Source organism: Aromatoleum aromaticum EbN1, from assembly GCF_000025965.1.
GTDB lineage: Bacteria > Pseudomonadota > Gammaproteobacteria > Burkholderiales > Rhodocyclaceae > Aromatoleum > Aromatoleum aromaticum.
Map to the genome: position 1 here is coordinate 1,087,438 of NC_006513.1, position 13,342 is coordinate 1,100,779.

Genomic DNA, 13,342 nt, shown 5'->3' on the forward strand with positions numbered 1-13,342 from the left:
CGGGACGCGATCAGCGTCTGCGCCGCTGCGGACCGAGAGGCCCGCGGCCTTCAAGGTGGCGGAAAGTGATGCGCCCCTTGCTCAGGTCGTAGGGGGAAAGTTCGAGTGAAACCTTGTCGCCGCACAGGATGCGAATATGGTGCTTGCGCATCTTGCCTGCGGAGTAGGCAACGAGGTTATGGCCGTTGTCGAGGGTGACACGGAAACGGGAGTCGGGCAGGACTTCAACTACCATCCCGCTCATTTCGATCAGTTCTTCCTTGGCGATGACGATGTCTCCAAAAAGGAAAGCAGAAAGGGAAAAAGTCCGGCATGTGCCGTGATTTTTCCCTCGCGGAGGCGTTCTTGAAGGAATGCCGCGGTCCCGGCCCCGCATGGGGCCGAAGGCATGGCATTGCTGCCATGCCGCGTCCGGGAACGCTCAGTCAGCCGGACGGATGTTCGACGCCTGCTGGCCCTTCGGACCGGAGGTGACGTCGAAGCTGACGCGCTGGCCTTCGGCCAGGGTCTTGAAACCCTGTCCCTGGATCGCGGAGAAATGCGCGAAAAGATCGTCGCCACCGCTTTCCGGAGTGATGAAACCGAAGCCCTTGGAGTCGTTGAACCACTTTACGGTACCTGTTGCCATGTCTTGAATATCCTGAAGAATGAAGGGACGTGCCCTGAGGTGAGGGCGAAGCTCAAGACGGCAAGGTGATCAGGGAAAGATACCGCAGAAAAGCAGATACTGAACCGGACAACAACGGTGCTACTTGAAGATCGCTGCGGTGCACTGTGGACTGGATCGCCGGGTTTTGCAAACGGAACGAACAGTCTTACATCTGTGCAGCGCCGGATGGATGCTTCGCGCATCTACGGCTCTCGCCGTTCCGGGCCCGTCCGAAAGAGCGTGGCGGCAAACCGAAGCGCTGCTCCACGCGCTGTCGCGGCCAGTTATAATCCCGGCCTGCCGAGGAGCGCTGCGAGACTTCCGTCCCAGGCTCGGCCCTTCAAAAACTGCGCTCACCTTAACCCGTGCCGGGCACGGGGTGACAAGGTGAGCCCACCGCAGCACCCCTTCCCGGCCACACGTTCAAGGAACTCACATGAACTCTGTGGCTGAAAACTTCACTGATTACGTCGTCGCCGACCTCGCGCTCGCCGGCTGGGGCCGCAAGGAAATCCGCATCGCCGAGACCGAGATGCCCGGCCTGATGGCGATCCGCGAGGAGTTCGCCGTCGTGCAGCCGCTCAAGGGTGCACGCATCACCGGGTCGCTGCACATGACGATCCAGACCGCGGTGCTGATCGAGACGCTGACTGCGCTCGGCGCCGAAGTGCGCTGGGCGTCGTGCAACATCTTCTCGACGCAGGACCATGCCGCGGCCGCGATTGCCGCTTCCGGTGTGCCGGTGTTCGCGGTCAAGGGCGAGTCGCTCGCCGACTACTGGGATTACACGCACCGGATCTTCGAGTGGCGGGACGGCGGCTACTCGAACATGATCCTCGACGACGGCGGTGACGCGACGCTGCTGCTGCACTTGGGCGCCCGCGCCGAGAAGGACGTTTCGGTGCTCGCGAAGCCCGGTTCGGAAGAGGAGCGCGTGCTGTTCGCCGCGATCCGCGCGAAGCTCGCGAGCGATCCGACGTGGTATTCGGTGCGGCTTGCCGCGATCCGGGGCGTCACCGAGGAGACGACGACCGGCGTGCATCGCCTGTACCAGATGTTCGAGCGCGGCGAACTGAAGTTCCCGGCGATCAACGTCAATGATTCGGTGACGAAGTCGAAGTTCGACAACCTTTACGGCTGCCGCGAGTCGCTCGTCGACGGCATCAAGCGCGCGACCGACGTGATGGTCGCCGGCAAAGTCGCGGTGGTGTGCGGCTACGGCGACGTCGGCAAGGGCTCGGCGCAAGCGCTGCGCGCGCTGTCGGCCCAAGTGTGGGTCACCGAGATCGACCCGATCTGCGCGCTGCAGGCGGCGATGGAAGGCTACCGCGTCGTGACGATGGACTACGCCGCCGAACATGCTGACATCTTCGTCACCTGCACCGGCAACTATCACGTGATAAGGCACGATCACATGGCGAGGATGAAGGACCAGGCGATTGTCTGCAACATCGGCCACTTCGACAACGAGATCGACGTCGCCAGCATCGAAGGCTACGAGTGGGAAGAGATCAAGCCGCAAGTCGATCACGTGATCTTCCCGGACGGGAAACGGATCATCCTGCTCGCGAAAGGCCGCCTCGTGAATCTCGGTTGCGCAACCGGCCACCCGTCCTACGTGATGAGCTCGTCGTTCGCGAACCAGACGATCGCGCAGATCGAGCTCTTCACGCGCACCGCAGATTATCCGGTGGGCGTGTATACGCTGCCGAAGCACCTCGACGAGAAAGTCGCTCGGCTGCAGCTGAAGAAGCTCAACGCGCAGCTCACCGAACTGCGCCCGGACCAGGCGGCCTACATCGGCGTGCCGGTCGAAGGGCCATACAAGTCGGCCCACTACCGCTACTGACAGGGGCCATCATGCACAGACCCGAACTTTCGATCGAATTCTTCCCGCCGCAGACGCCCGAGGGGGAAGAAAAACTGCGGGCGACGCGCACCGCGCTCGCGGCCCTGAAGCCGACGTTCTTCTCGGTGACGTACGGCGCAGGCGGCTCGACGCGCGAGCGTACGTTCTCGACCGTCAGGGAGATCGCCGCCGACGGCTTCGAAGCCGCGCCGCACCTGTCGTGCATCGGCTCGACGCGCGCCGGCATCCGCGAAATCCTCGACGACTACGCGTCGGCCGGCATCCGGCGCATCGTCGCGCTGCGCGGCGACCTGCCGTCCGGCGTCGGCGATCCCGGCGAGTTCCGCTACGCCAACGAGCTCGTCGAGTTCATCCGCACGGAGACCGGCGACCGCTTCCGCATCGAAGTCGCAGCGTATCCCGAATGGCATCCGCAGGCGAAAAACCCGAAGGACGACCTCACGGCATTCAGGCGCAAAGCCGAGGCCGGCGCCGATTCGGCGATCACGCAGTATTTTTACAACTTCGACGCCTACCTGCATTTCGTCGATCAGGTGCGCGCGATGGGGGTGGAGATCCCGATCGTGCCCGGAATCATGCCGATTGCGAGCTTCTCGAAGCTCGCACGCTTCTCCGATGCGTGCGGCGCCGAGCTGCCGCGCTGGATGCGGCGCAAGTTCGAGGGATACGGCGACGACGCGGACTCGATCCGCGCGTTCGGCCTCGACGTCGTGACGAGCCTGTGCGAGCGCCTGCTCGCCGCCGGCGCCCCTGGTCTGCACTTCTACAGCATGAACCAGGCGGGGCTGACGACGGCGATTTGCGAGCGTCTCAAGCTGGGTTGAAGGGAGGCCTTCCGTTGAAGGCTCGTCGGACGGCAACCGAACGGAGCAAGTAATGAAGATTCGCAACAGTTTCCTGGCCGCTGCCCTCGTAACCGTCTCCCTGCTTTCGGGCGGAGCGGCAATCGCTCACGGAGAGGCGACGCACGCAAGGAACGCGGCACCGGTCAACAAGGAACAGCAGGACTGGGGCATCGCCGGGGACGCGGACGCAGTGACTCGCACGCTCCGGGTGACGATGACCGATCAGATGCGTTTCGACCCGGACCGCATTCAAGTGCGGCTGGGCGAGACGATCCGGTTCGTACACCGCAATGCCGGGAAGATGATGCACGAGATGGTGATCGGAACCAAGTCGGCGCTTGACGAACATGCCGATCTGATGGTGCGGTTCCCGGAAATGGAGCATGACGAGCCGTGGATGACACACGTGGCGCCCGGCGGAAGCGGCGACATCATCTGGACTTTCAATCGGCCGGGCGAGTTTGACTTCGCGTGCCTGATTCCCGGCCATTACCAGGCAGGGATGGTAGGCCGCATCATCGTGTCCGGCGGATGACGGGGCCTGCCCCATACCCCTTGCGGAACCAGCTCGTACCACGCCTGCAGCCAAGTTTGCATATCGGCGGCCTGCTGAGCGGCGATGATCTGCTGGCACAGCGATCGCAACGCTTCGTGGACGGCCTTCGCAGGTTTCAACTTCGAAGCCGGTGATCAAATGCAGCCGTTCGACCCGAGCCTATCGAAAAGCGTCGACACTGTCGCTCGCACGGCAGTTAGCTCATGCCGTGGCGTCGCATCCAGGTGCGGAAATCCTCTTTCGCCGCGGCGCCCCGCAAACGCCCGAGATGCAGCACGAGGTTTTCCACCATCGTGTGCGCGGCTATTGCGGCCATCACTTCCAGCCGTGCTTCGGCAGTCATGCCATGTTCGGCGAGTTTGCGGTCGATGGCGCAGAAGTGCTGAGCCATCAGGCGGCGGGCTTCATGCTCGCCGATGGCGAGGTCGCCGAAGTCGATGCGGTCTTCGGCCTCGATCTCGGCAATCAATGATTCAACGGATTGGGGCGTCATCGCGGACCTCCAGCTGACAATGGGTGGCGATTGGACCTGCGCCACCCCTCATCAGTGCCCGCCGACGCGTCATCCGTCTGCGACAGGCGACCCGTGCACGCGCAAAATCAGCGCTTGCGGCTGCTCCCGCCGAACAGCGAGCCGAGCACGCCGCGCACGATCTGCCGACCGACCGAACTGCCGATCGTGCGCGCGACGGTTTTCGCCGCGATATCGACGAGCCCGTCGCGCTTGCCGCCGCGTGGGCCGGTCGAACCGAACAGGATGTCGCCCATGCCGCCCATCAGGCCGCCTGACCCCCAACCTTCCGCGGGACCGGACCCGGAAGCCTGGGCTGCATCGGCCGCAGTCGCGGCAGCCACCTGCGCCCGCAGCAATTCGTATGCGGACTCGCGGTCGAGCAGTTTCTCGTAATGACCGTACAGCACCGAGCTGCGGATCGCCTGGCTGCGCTCGTCGGCGGTCAGCGGGCCGAGCCGCGACCCGGGCGCGATGACGGAGGCGCGTTCGACGATTTCGGGACGGCCTTTTTCGTCGAGGAAGGACACCAAGGCTTCGCCGACACCCAGCTCGGTGATCGCCGTTGCGGCGTCGAACGCCGGGTTCGCGCGCATCGTCTCGGCTGCGGTCTTGACCGCTTTCTGGTCGCGCGGCGTGAAAGCACGCAACGCGTGCTGGACGCGGTTGCCGAGTTGGCCGAGCACGGACTCGGGCACGTCGAGCGGGTTCTGGGTGACGAAATACACGCCGACGCCTTTCGAGCGGATCAGCCGCACGACCTGCTCGACCTTGTCGACGAGGGCCTTCGGTGCGTCGTCGAACAACAGGTGCGCTTCGTCGAAGAAGAACACCAGCTTCGGCCGGTCGAGGTCGCCGACTTCGGGCAGCTGCTCGAAAAGCTCCGCGAGCATCCACAGCAGGAAAGTCGAATACAGCGCCGGCGAGTGGTACAGCTTGTCGGCAGCGAGCACGTTGATGACCCCGCGGCCCTCGGCGTCAGTCTGCATCAGATCGGCGAGGTCGAGCATCGGCTCGCCGAAGAACCGGTCGCCGCCCTGCTCCTCGAGCGCCAGGAGACCACGCTGGATCGCACCGATCGACGCTGCCGAGACGTTGCCGTATTCGGTCGTGAAGGCTTTCGCGTTGTCGCCGACGTGGCGGATCATCGCGCGCAAGTCCTTGAGATCGAGCAGCAGCAGACCGTTGTCGTCGGCGATGCGGAACACCAGTTGCAGCACGCCGGACTGCGTGTCGTTGAGGTTCAAGAGGCGCGCGAGCAGCAGCGGCCCCATGTCGGACACCGTTGCGCGCACCGGGTGGCCGGACTCGCCGAACACGTCCCAGAACACCACGGTGTTGGCGCGCGGCGTGTAGTCGGTGATGCCGATCGCAGCGAGCCGCTGCAGCAGCTTGTCGCTTGCGACGCCTGGCGCCCCGATGCCCGACAGGTCACCCTTGATGTCGGCGACGAACACCGGCACGCCGATGCCCGCGAAGGATTCGGCCATCTTCTGCAGCGTCACCGTCTTCCCGGTCCCGGTCGCGCCGGCGACGAGGCCGTGCCGGTTGGCGAGACGCGGCAGCAGGTTGATGTCCTTGTTCCCGGCGCGGGCGATCAAGAGCGGCTCGACCATGGCGAAATCCTCGATGGATGAATTCGCCCGAGTTTAGCAGGATGCCGGGGCGCAGGCCCCGGGCATCCTGCGGCGATCACGTCGGAACGCGTTCGATGACCAGCGCGATGCCGTGGCCGACGCCGATGCACAGGCTGACGACCGCGTAGCGCCCGCCGCGGCGCTCGAGTTCGCGCGCCGCCGACAGCGCGATGCGCGCACCGGACGCGCCGAGCGGATGGCCGATCGCGATCGCGCCGCCGTTCGGATTGACGCGCGGATCGTCGAACGCAACGTCGAGCAGCTTCAGGCAGCTGAGCACCTGCGACGCGAACGCTTCGTTGAGCTCGATGACGTCCATGTCCTTGAGCGTCAGTCCGGCGCGCGCGAGCGCCTTCGGGATCGCGTAGGCCGGCCCCACGCCCATGATGCGAGGCTCGACGCCGGCGACCGCGCCGCCGAGGATGCGTGCCATCGGCGCTGCGCCGGCCCGCTCGCCTGCTGCGCGGCTACCGACGATCAGCGCGGCCGCGCCGTCGTTGATGCCTGAAGCGTTGCCGGCGGTGACGACGCCGTCGGCGAACAGCGGCTTCAGTTTCGCGAGCGACTCGTACGTCGATCCGGGCCGCGGGTGCTCGTCCTCGGCGACGACCAGCGGCGGTGTCTTGCGCCCGGTCGGCACCGAGATCGGAAGGATCTCGCCCGCATAAAAACCGGCTTCTTTCGCCGCCGCGTATTTCGCCTGCGACGCAGCGGCGAAGCGATCCGCGGCGTCCCGCGTGATGCCGAACTCGGCAGCGACGTTGTCGCCGGTCTCCGGCATGCTGTCGTTGCCGTACTCTTCGACGAGGCGCGGATTCGGGAAGCGCGCGCCGATCGTCGTGTCGAACACCTTGAAATCACGGCTGTACGCGGATTCGGCCTTCGCGACGACGAAAGGCGCACGGCTCATGCTTTCGACGCCACCGGCAACGTACAGATCGCCTTCGCCGCAGGTCACTGCGCGCGCGCTGTCGAGCACTGCGGCAAGCCCGCTGCCGCACAGGCGGTTGATCGTCTGGCCGGCGACCGTCACCGGCAGGCCGGCGAGCAGCGCCGCGTGGCGGGCGACGTTGCGCGAATCCTCTCCGCCCTGGGCAGCGCAACCGAGGATCACGTCCTCGACGTCGGCGCCCTGGAACGGCGAGCGGGCGAGCACTTCGCGGATCACGGTCGCGACGAGGTCGTCGGGGCGGACTGCGGCGAGCTTGCCGGCGTGGCGGCCGATCGGGGAGCGCAGGCCGGCGTAGATGTAAGCGTCGAGCATCAATAGTCCTTGTAGGAAAAACAGGTTCAGTTTTCGGGAGTCAGCAGCGACACGCCGAGGCGTGCGCGCCGGATCAGCCACGGACTCGGGCGGTAGCGCGGGTCGCGGTAGAAATCGTGGAGCCGCTCGAGGATCGTCAGCACCGTCGCGGCGCCGAGCGCGTCGCCCAGCGCGAGCGGGCCTTTCGGGTAGCCGAGGCCAAGCCGGACCGCGCAGTCGATGTCGTCGGGAGTGGCAATGCGCTGCTGCGCGATATCGCAGCCGATATTGACGATCATCGCGACGACGCGCTGCGCGACGAAGCCCGGGCTGTCGTGGATCACCGAAACCATGGTGTCTTCGCCCGCGAGCGCGGCCCACGCGGCATCACGCGCGTCGGGCGTCGTCAGCGGGTTCGTCATCAGCGTCAGGTGCCCGTCGAGAAACAGCGGATCGAGCGCGAGCGTGCGCGACGGATCGAGATCTTCGGCGAGCGCAGTCGTCGTGGTGTCGTTGCCGACCGGCAGCACGAGGCACACCGAGCTGTCGCCCGGACGCTCGCCGTAATCGATCGGGATGCCGCGCCCGGCGAGCAGCGTCAGCACGCGCGCGTGCCGGACCGGATCGCTCGGGCTGACCCAGATCGGCGTCTGCGTCAGCGCCGGCACCTCCGGCGTCGCGACCGGCTCGGCCCGGCCGTTCGTGTACGTATAGAAGCCGCGCCCGCTCTTGCGCCCGAGCAGCCCCGCGGCGAGGCGCGTGCGCGTCAGCGGCGACGGACGGAAACGCGGCTCCTGGTAATACTGCGCGTAGATCGACTCCATGACCGGGTGCGAGACGTCGAGTCCGGTCAGGTCGAGGAGCTCGCACGGTCCCATGCGGAAACCGGCGGCTTCGCGCAGGATCGCATCGACTGCCGGGACTTCGGCAATGCCTTCGCCGAGGACGCGCAGCGCTTCGGTCAGATAGCCGCGCCCGGCGTGATTGACGATGAAGCCCGGCGTGTCCTTCGCGCGCACCGGCGTGTGCCCCATGCGCCGCGCGAGCGCCGTCAGCGCTTCGCCGGCCCACGGCGCGGTCAAGGCGCCGTCGATGACTTCGACGATCTTCATCAGCGGCACGGGGCTGAAGAAATGGAAGCCGGCGACGCGTTCAGGCACGCGGCAGCCGGCGGCGATCGCCGTCACCGACAGCGACGACGTGTTCGTCGCGAGCAGGCATGCGTCGGGGACGATCGTTTCGAGGTCGCGGAACAGCTGGCGCTTGGCGTCGAGATCCTCGACGATCGCCTCGACGACGATCTCGCAGTCGGCAAGATCCTGCGGCGTATCGGCGATGTGCAGGCGCGCGACCGCGGCCTGCGCGTCGTCGGCGCCGAGCTTGCCTTTCTCGGCGAGCTTCGCGAGCATCTGCGCGACCGCATCACACGCTTCAGCCGCCGCGCGCGGGCGGCTGTCGAAAAGCCGCACCTGCACGCCGCCCTGCACGGCAATCTGCGCGATACCGCGGCCCATCAGGCCGGTGCCGACGACTCCGAGAGTCAGGTTCTGGCGTGTCGCGTCGAGCATGATTCACCTTCCTTCAAAGTTGGCTTTCCGTTTCTCGAGGAAGGCCTGCATGCCTTCCTTCTGGTCCCGGCTCGCGAACAGCAATTGGAATGCCTTGCGCTCGAGCATCAGCGCCGTCTCGAGCGAAGCGTCCTGGCCGGCGATCAGCACTTCCTTGATCTGCGCGATCGCCAGCGGCGGCAGCGCGGCGATCTGGGCGGCAAGCTCAACGGCGTGCGCCTGCACGTCCGCGTCGGCGACGACTTCGCTCGCCAGGCCCATTTCCAGCGCGTCGCGGCCGTTTACCGGCTGCCCGGTGAGGACCATCTTCATCGCCTTGAACTTGCCGACTGCGCGGGTGAGCCGCTGCGTGCCGCCCGCGCCGGGCATGATGCCGACTTTCACTTCCGGCTGGCAGAACGATGCGGATTCGCCTGCGACGATGATGTCGGCATGCATCGCAAGTTCGCAGCCGCCGCCCCAGGCGTAGCCGTTGACCGCGGCGATCACCGGCTTGGGGCAGCTCGCGATCGCCTGCCACAGGCGATGGGTGTGGCGCAGCATCATGTCGATCGCCCCGGCATCGGCCATCGCGCGGATGTCCGCTCCCGCGGCGAAGAACTTGTCGCCGCCCGTCAGGACGATGCAGCGCACGTCCGGGTCCTGCCCGAACGCGGTGAAATGCGTGGCGAGCTGCTGCCGGACTTCCTGGTTCAGCGCATTGCGGGCGTCGGGCCGGTTCAGGCGCAGCAGCACGATGCCGGGCCCCGGGCGCTCGATGAGGACTTCGTCCATGGTCTTCCCCTTTTTGTTTCGCTGTGCGAACGATACGTTTGCACAACACGTTAAATGAACGATACGGTCTTTGCCGTCCGGTGTAAATACTGCGCCGAGAACGGGCACACCGCACTCGCCGTAGTGTTTCGCTGTGCGAATCATAGTGCCGCATTTGCATTGACACGTGCGAATTCGCCATGCCACCATGCCGACGGAAAACGAAACTGAAAACCGCCACGCGGAACCCCTGGGACTTCTTATGGATGACGACATCCAGGTATTTGCCGACGACGAGGAAAGCAAGGACCGCCAGTTCGTCAACGCGCTCGCGCGCGGCCTCGAGCTGCTGCGCTGCTTTCGCCCCGGCGACACCGAACTGAGCAACGCCGAACTCGCGCGCCGCACCGGCCTGCCGAAGCCGACCATTTCACGGCTCACCCATACGCTGACCAAGCTCGGCTACCTCGGTTTTTCCGAGAGCCGCGGCACCTATCGTCTCGCTGCCGGCGTGCTCGCGCTCGGCTACGCGCTGCTGTCGAACCTCGACGTGCGCAAAGTCGCGCGGCCGTACATGGAAGAGCTGTCCGAGTACGCGCAGGTGTCGGTGTCGATCGGCGCACGCGACCGCCTGAGCATCGTCTATATCGAGAGCTGCCGCAGCAGCGCGAACGTCACGCTGCGCCTCGATGTCGGCTCGCGCATCCCGCTCGCAACTTCCGCGGTCGGGCGCGCGCTGCTGTGCGGCCTGCCGCAGGGCGAGCGCGACTACCTGATGGATCACATCCGCCTGCGCGACGAGGAAAACTGGCCGCGCGTCAAAGCCGGCATCGAGCAGGCGCTGCGCGACTACCACGAGCGCGGCTTCGTCGTGTCCGCTGGCGACTGGCAGAAGGACGTCCACGCGGTCGGCGTGCCGATGACCGGCGTCGACGGCGAGCGCGCGATGGCGTTCAACTGCGGCGGCCCGGCTTTCCTGCTGTCGCGCGAGCGGCTCATCGGCGAGGTCGGCCCGCGTCTCGTCGAGCTCGTGCACAAGGTGGAAGCCGATCTCGGGCGCGCCTGAAACACGCGCCTGAAACATTCTCGGATCGAGTCGTTCCGCCCTGCAAATCGGGGCGGAACGCGACGAAATACAGCCTGTGGAGATGCAAAGATGAGTCGTGAAGCAATGGAATTCGACGTCGTGATCGTCGGCGGCGGCCCGGCCGGGCTGTCCGCGGCGATCCGCCTGAAGCAGCTCGCCGCGGACGCTGGCAGCGAGCTGTCGATCTGCGTCATCGAGAAAGGCTCGGAAGTCGGCGCGCACATCCTGTCGGGCGCGGTGATGGACCCGCGCGCGCTCGCCGAGCTTTTTCCCGACTGGCAGGCGCTCGGCGCGCCGCTAAAAGCCGCGGTCACCGAAGACCGCTTCCTGCTGCTCGGTGACACCGGCGGGCGGCAGCTGCCGAACGCGCTGCTGCCCCAATGTTTCCACAACCACGGCAATTACGTCGTCAGCCTCGGCAACGTGTGCCGCTGGCTCGCGACGCAGGCCGAAGCGCTCGGCGTCGACGTCTATGCCGGCTTCGCCGGGGCCGAGATCCTGTACGACGCCGAAGGCCGCGTGACGGGTGTTGCGACCGGCGACATGGGACGGCTGAAGGACGGCTCGGAAGGCCCAAACTTCCAACCGGGCATGGAGCTGCAGGCGAAATACACGCTGTTCGCCGAAGGCTGCCGCGGCCACCTCGGCAAGCAGCTCGAGGCGAAGTTCGACCTGCGCCGCGACTGCGATCCGCAGACCTACGGCATCGGCATCAAGGAGCTGTGGGAACTCAAGCCCGAACGCCACCGCCAGGGCCTCGTGATCCACACCGGCGGCTGGCCGCTCGAGCCGGACACCTACGGCGGTGGCTTCCTGTACCACATGGAAGACAACCTGGTGTCGGTCGGCTTCGTCGTCGGCCTCGGCTACCGCAACCCGCACCTGTCGCCGTTCGACGAGATGCAGCGACTCAAGACTCACCCGCTGCTGAAGGATTTCTTCGCCGGGGCGCGTCGCGTCGCGTACGGGGCGCGCGCGATCGCGGCCGGCGGCCTGCAGTCGATGCCGAAGCTGGTGTTCCCGGGGGGAGCGCTGATCGGCGACGACGCGGGCTTCCTCAACGCGAGCCGCATCAAGGGTTCGCACTGCGCGATCAAGTCCGGCGCGCTCGCCGCGGAAGCCTGTTTCGCCGCGCTCGCGACGGGCCGCACGCACGACGAGCTCACCGCCTACCCCGAAGCGTTCCGTGCGAGCTGGCTGTACGACGAACTGCACAAGGCGCGCAACTTCAAGCCGTGGATGAGCAAAGGCCTGAAGACGGGCTCGTTGATGTTCGGCATTGACCAGATCGTGCTGCGCGGGCGCGCGCCGTGGACGCTGAAGAACAGCGCCGACCACGGCAAGCTGCGACCTGCGGCCGAAACTGCGCCGATCGTCTATCCGAAGCCGGACGGCGTGCTGACGTTCGACCGGCTGTCGTCGGTGTTCATCTCGAACACGAACCACGAGGAAGACCAGCCCTGCCACCTGACGCTGGGCGATGCCGCGGTGCCGATCGCCGTGAACCTCGCGCAGTTCGACGCGCCGGAGCAACGCTACTGCCCGGCCGGCGTCTACGAGATCGTGCGCGACGCGGACGCCTCATCTGCCAGCAGCGCGCGGCTGCAGATCAACGCGCAGAACTGCCTGCACTGCAAGACCTGCGACATCAAGGATCCGACGCAGAACATCACGTGGGTCGTGCCGCAGGGCGGCGAAGGACCGAACTACCCGAACATGTGAGCGCCATCGCGGCTGCCGGCAACCGCGTTCGCGGACCGGCGCCGCCCGCCGCGCGTGTCGTGATGCCGTGCCATCCCGACCCCGCGCCATCCGACCCATTTCGCCCGCACGAGCGCGGGCAGCAAGGAGACAGCATGAAACCGCCCCGCGTCTATGCCATCGACGGCGTCGTCCCGGTCGTCGACCCGAGCGCCTATGTCCACCCCTCCGCCGTGCTGATCGGCGACGTCATCGTCGGCCCCGGCTGCTATGTCGGCCCGTGCGCGAGCCTGCGCGGCGACTTCGGCCGGCTGATCCTGATGGCCGGCGTCAACGTCCAGGACACCTGCGTCATCCACAGCTTTCCGGACCACGACACGGTGATCAACGAGAACGGCCACATCGGCCACGGCGCAGTGCTGCACTGCTGCACGATCGGGCGCAACGCGCTCGTCGGCATGAACGCCGTCGTCATGGACAACGCGGTCGTCGGCGAGAACGCGTTCGTCGCCGCGTGCAGCTTCGTCAAGGCCGGCATGCAGGTGCCGCCGGCCACCCTCGTCGCCGGCACGCCGGCCAAAGTCGTCCGCCCGCTGACCGAACAGGAAATGGCGTGGAAAGTCCAGGGCACCGGCATCTACCAGAACCTCACCCGCCGCTGCCTCGCGACGATGGTCGAGACCGACGCACTCGCGGCGGTCGAGGCCGACCGCAAGCGCATCGTGATGCCGGAAATTGTCCCGCTGAGCGAGCAGAAACAGCGCAGCTGACGGAGCGGCTCACGAGAGCCGAAGTCTCTTTTGCCCGCGAGCCGCAGGCAAAGGAGACGCTATCCTTCGCCGAAAGAAATATGCTGCTTCAGGAAGGGGTGACCACTCCGTTACACACTGGGCAGAATCTCGCCGACTTCCTGCCTCGCTCC

At 66.3% G+C, this 13,342-nt stretch carries 13 protein-coding genes and 1 riboswitch; of the genes, 6 read left to right on the forward strand and 7 right to left on the reverse strand.

Annotation, left to right across the window (positions count from 1 at the left end; translation table 11 throughout):
- Positions 1 to 10 precede the first annotated feature (10 nt).
- Together infA and EBN1_RS05210 are read right to left on the reverse strand one after the other, a co-directional pair.
- Positions 11 to 268, reverse strand: coding sequence for a translation initiation factor IF-1 (gene infA / locus EBN1_RS05205; protein ID WP_011236866.1), 258 nt, complete (start codon positions 266 to 268; stop codon positions 11 to 13).
- Positions 269 to 421: 153 nt separating this feature from the next.
- On the reverse strand, positions 422 to 628 hold the full coding sequence (locus EBN1_RS05210) for a cold-shock protein (RefSeq protein WP_041645847.1): 207 nt from the start codon (positions 626 to 628) through the stop codon (positions 422 to 424).
- Between the two features lie 317 nt (positions 629 to 945).
- A riboswitch (S-adenosyl-L-homocysteine riboswitch) is annotated at positions 946 to 1,011 on the forward strand.
- A 74-nt stretch (positions 1,012 to 1,085) separates the two neighbouring features.
- Here EBN1_RS05210 and ahcY point away from each other — a divergent pair.
- Genes ahcY through EBN1_RS05225 form a run of 3 tightly spaced genes read left to right on the forward strand, consistent with a single transcriptional unit; the run spans position 1,086 to position 3,899 of the window.
- The gene (gene ahcY, locus EBN1_RS05215) at positions 1,086 to 2,498 is read left to right on the forward strand and encodes an adenosylhomocysteinase (RefSeq protein WP_011236869.1); all 1,413 of its coding nucleotides are present in this window, start codon (positions 1,086 to 1,088) and stop codon (positions 2,496 to 2,498) included.
- Between the two features lie 11 nt (positions 2,499 to 2,509).
- A complete protein-coding gene (gene metF / locus EBN1_RS05220; protein WP_011236870.1) occupies positions 2,510 to 3,343 on the forward strand; it encodes a methylenetetrahydrofolate reductase [NAD(P)H] in 834 nt (277 codons plus the stop codon).
- A 52-nt stretch (positions 3,344 to 3,395) separates the two neighbouring features.
- Positions 3,396 to 3,899 (forward strand): cupredoxin domain-containing protein, encoded by a 504-nt coding sequence (locus EBN1_RS05225; protein WP_011236871.1) that lies wholly within the window; start codon positions 3,396 to 3,398, stop codon positions 3,897 to 3,899.
- A 217-nt stretch (positions 3,900 to 4,116) separates the two neighbouring features.
- Here EBN1_RS05225 and EBN1_RS05230 read toward each other — a convergent pair whose 3' ends face one another.
- The 5 genes from EBN1_RS05230 to EBN1_RS05250 form a co-directional block, all read right to left on the reverse strand.
- Positions 4,117 to 4,413 carry a hypothetical protein gene (locus EBN1_RS05230; protein ID WP_041645848.1) on the reverse strand — a complete coding sequence of 99 codons (297 nt, stop codon included), beginning with the start codon at positions 4,411 to 4,413 and terminating at the stop codon, positions 4,117 to 4,119.
- 107 nt (positions 4,414 to 4,520) lie between these two features.
- Positions 4,521 to 6,047, reverse strand: a complete 1,527-nt coding sequence (locus tag EBN1_RS05235) for a helicase HerA-like domain-containing protein (RefSeq protein ID WP_011236873.1) — start codon at positions 6,045 to 6,047, stop codon at positions 4,521 to 4,523.
- A gap of 76 nt (positions 6,048 to 6,123) precedes the next feature.
- The gene (locus EBN1_RS05240) at positions 6,124 to 7,332 is read right to left on the reverse strand and encodes a 3-oxoadipyl-CoA thiolase (protein WP_011236874.1); all 1,209 of its coding nucleotides are present in this window, start codon (positions 7,330 to 7,332) and stop codon (positions 6,124 to 6,126) included.
- A 26-nt stretch (positions 7,333 to 7,358) separates the two neighbouring features.
- Positions 7,359 to 8,879, reverse strand: coding sequence for a 3-hydroxyacyl-CoA dehydrogenase (locus EBN1_RS05245; protein WP_011236875.1), 1,521 nt, complete (start codon positions 8,877 to 8,879; stop codon positions 7,359 to 7,361).
- Positions 8,880 to 8,882: 3 nt separating this feature from the next.
- Complete coding sequence (locus EBN1_RS05250) at positions 8,883 to 9,653, reverse strand: enoyl-CoA hydratase (protein WP_011236876.1); 771 nt, start codon at positions 9,651 to 9,653, stop codon at positions 8,883 to 8,885.
- A gap of 241 nt (positions 9,654 to 9,894) precedes the next feature.
- Here EBN1_RS05250 and EBN1_RS05255 point away from each other — a divergent pair, with 241 nt between their 5' ends.
- The 3 genes from EBN1_RS05255 (at position 9,895) to EBN1_RS05265 (ending at position 13,190) form a co-directional block, all read left to right on the forward strand.
- Positions 9,895 to 10,698 (forward strand): IclR family transcriptional regulator, encoded by an 804-nt coding sequence (locus EBN1_RS05255; RefSeq protein ID WP_041645849.1) that lies wholly within the window; start codon positions 9,895 to 9,897, stop codon positions 10,696 to 10,698.
- A gap of 90 nt (positions 10,699 to 10,788) precedes the next feature.
- Entirely contained in the window at positions 10,789 to 12,441 is a 1,653-nt protein-coding gene (locus EBN1_RS05260; RefSeq protein ID WP_011236878.1) for an electron transfer flavoprotein-ubiquinone oxidoreductase, read from the forward strand.
- 134 nt (positions 12,442 to 12,575) lie between these two features.
- Positions 12,576 to 13,190 carry a transferase hexapeptide repeat family protein gene (locus tag EBN1_RS05265; RefSeq protein ID WP_011236879.1) on the forward strand — a complete coding sequence of 205 codons (615 nt, stop codon included), beginning with the start codon at positions 12,576 to 12,578 and terminating at the stop codon, positions 13,188 to 13,190.
- Positions 13,191 to 13,342: the final 152 nt, after the last annotated feature.

Coding starts and splice junctions, on each gene's coding strand:
- EBN1_RS05210 (WP_041645847.1), bottom strand. CDS start 628: ATGGCAACAGGTACCGTAAAGTGGTTCAACGACTCCAAGGGCTTCGGT.
- metF (WP_011236870.1), top strand. CDS start 2,510: ATGCACAGACCCGAACTTTCGATCGAATTCTTCCCGCCGCAGACGCCC.
- EBN1_RS05245 (WP_011236875.1), bottom strand. CDS start 8,879: ATGCTCGACGCGACACGCCAGAACCTGACTCTCGGAGTCGTCGGCACC.
- EBN1_RS05260 (WP_011236878.1), top strand. CDS start 10,789: ATGAGTCGTGAAGCAATGGAATTCGACGTCGTGATCGTCGGCGGCGGC.
- ahcY (WP_011236869.1), top strand. CDS start 1,086: ATGAACTCTGTGGCTGAAAACTTCACTGATTACGTCGTCGCCGACCTC.
- EBN1_RS05255 (WP_041645849.1), top strand. CDS start 9,895: ATGGATGACGACATCCAGGTATTTGCCGACGACGAGGAAAGCAAGGAC.
- EBN1_RS05250 (WP_011236876.1), bottom strand. CDS start 9,653: ATGGACGAAGTCCTCATCGAGCGCCCGGGGCCCGGCATCGTGCTGCTG.
- EBN1_RS05230 (WP_041645848.1), bottom strand. CDS start 4,413: ATGACGCCCCAATCCGTTGAATCATTGATTGCCGAGATCGAGGCCGAA.
- EBN1_RS05265 (WP_011236879.1), top strand. CDS start 12,576: ATGAAACCGCCCCGCGTCTATGCCATCGACGGCGTCGTCCCGGTCGTC.
- EBN1_RS05235 (WP_011236873.1), bottom strand. CDS start 6,047: ATGGTCGAGCCGCTCTTGATCGCCCGCGCCGGGAACAAGGACATCAAC.
- EBN1_RS05240 (WP_011236874.1), bottom strand. CDS start 7,332: ATGCTCGACGCTTACATCTACGCCGGCCTGCGCTCCCCGATCGGCCGC.
- EBN1_RS05225 (WP_011236871.1), top strand. CDS start 3,396: ATGAAGATTCGCAACAGTTTCCTGGCCGCTGCCCTCGTAACCGTCTCC.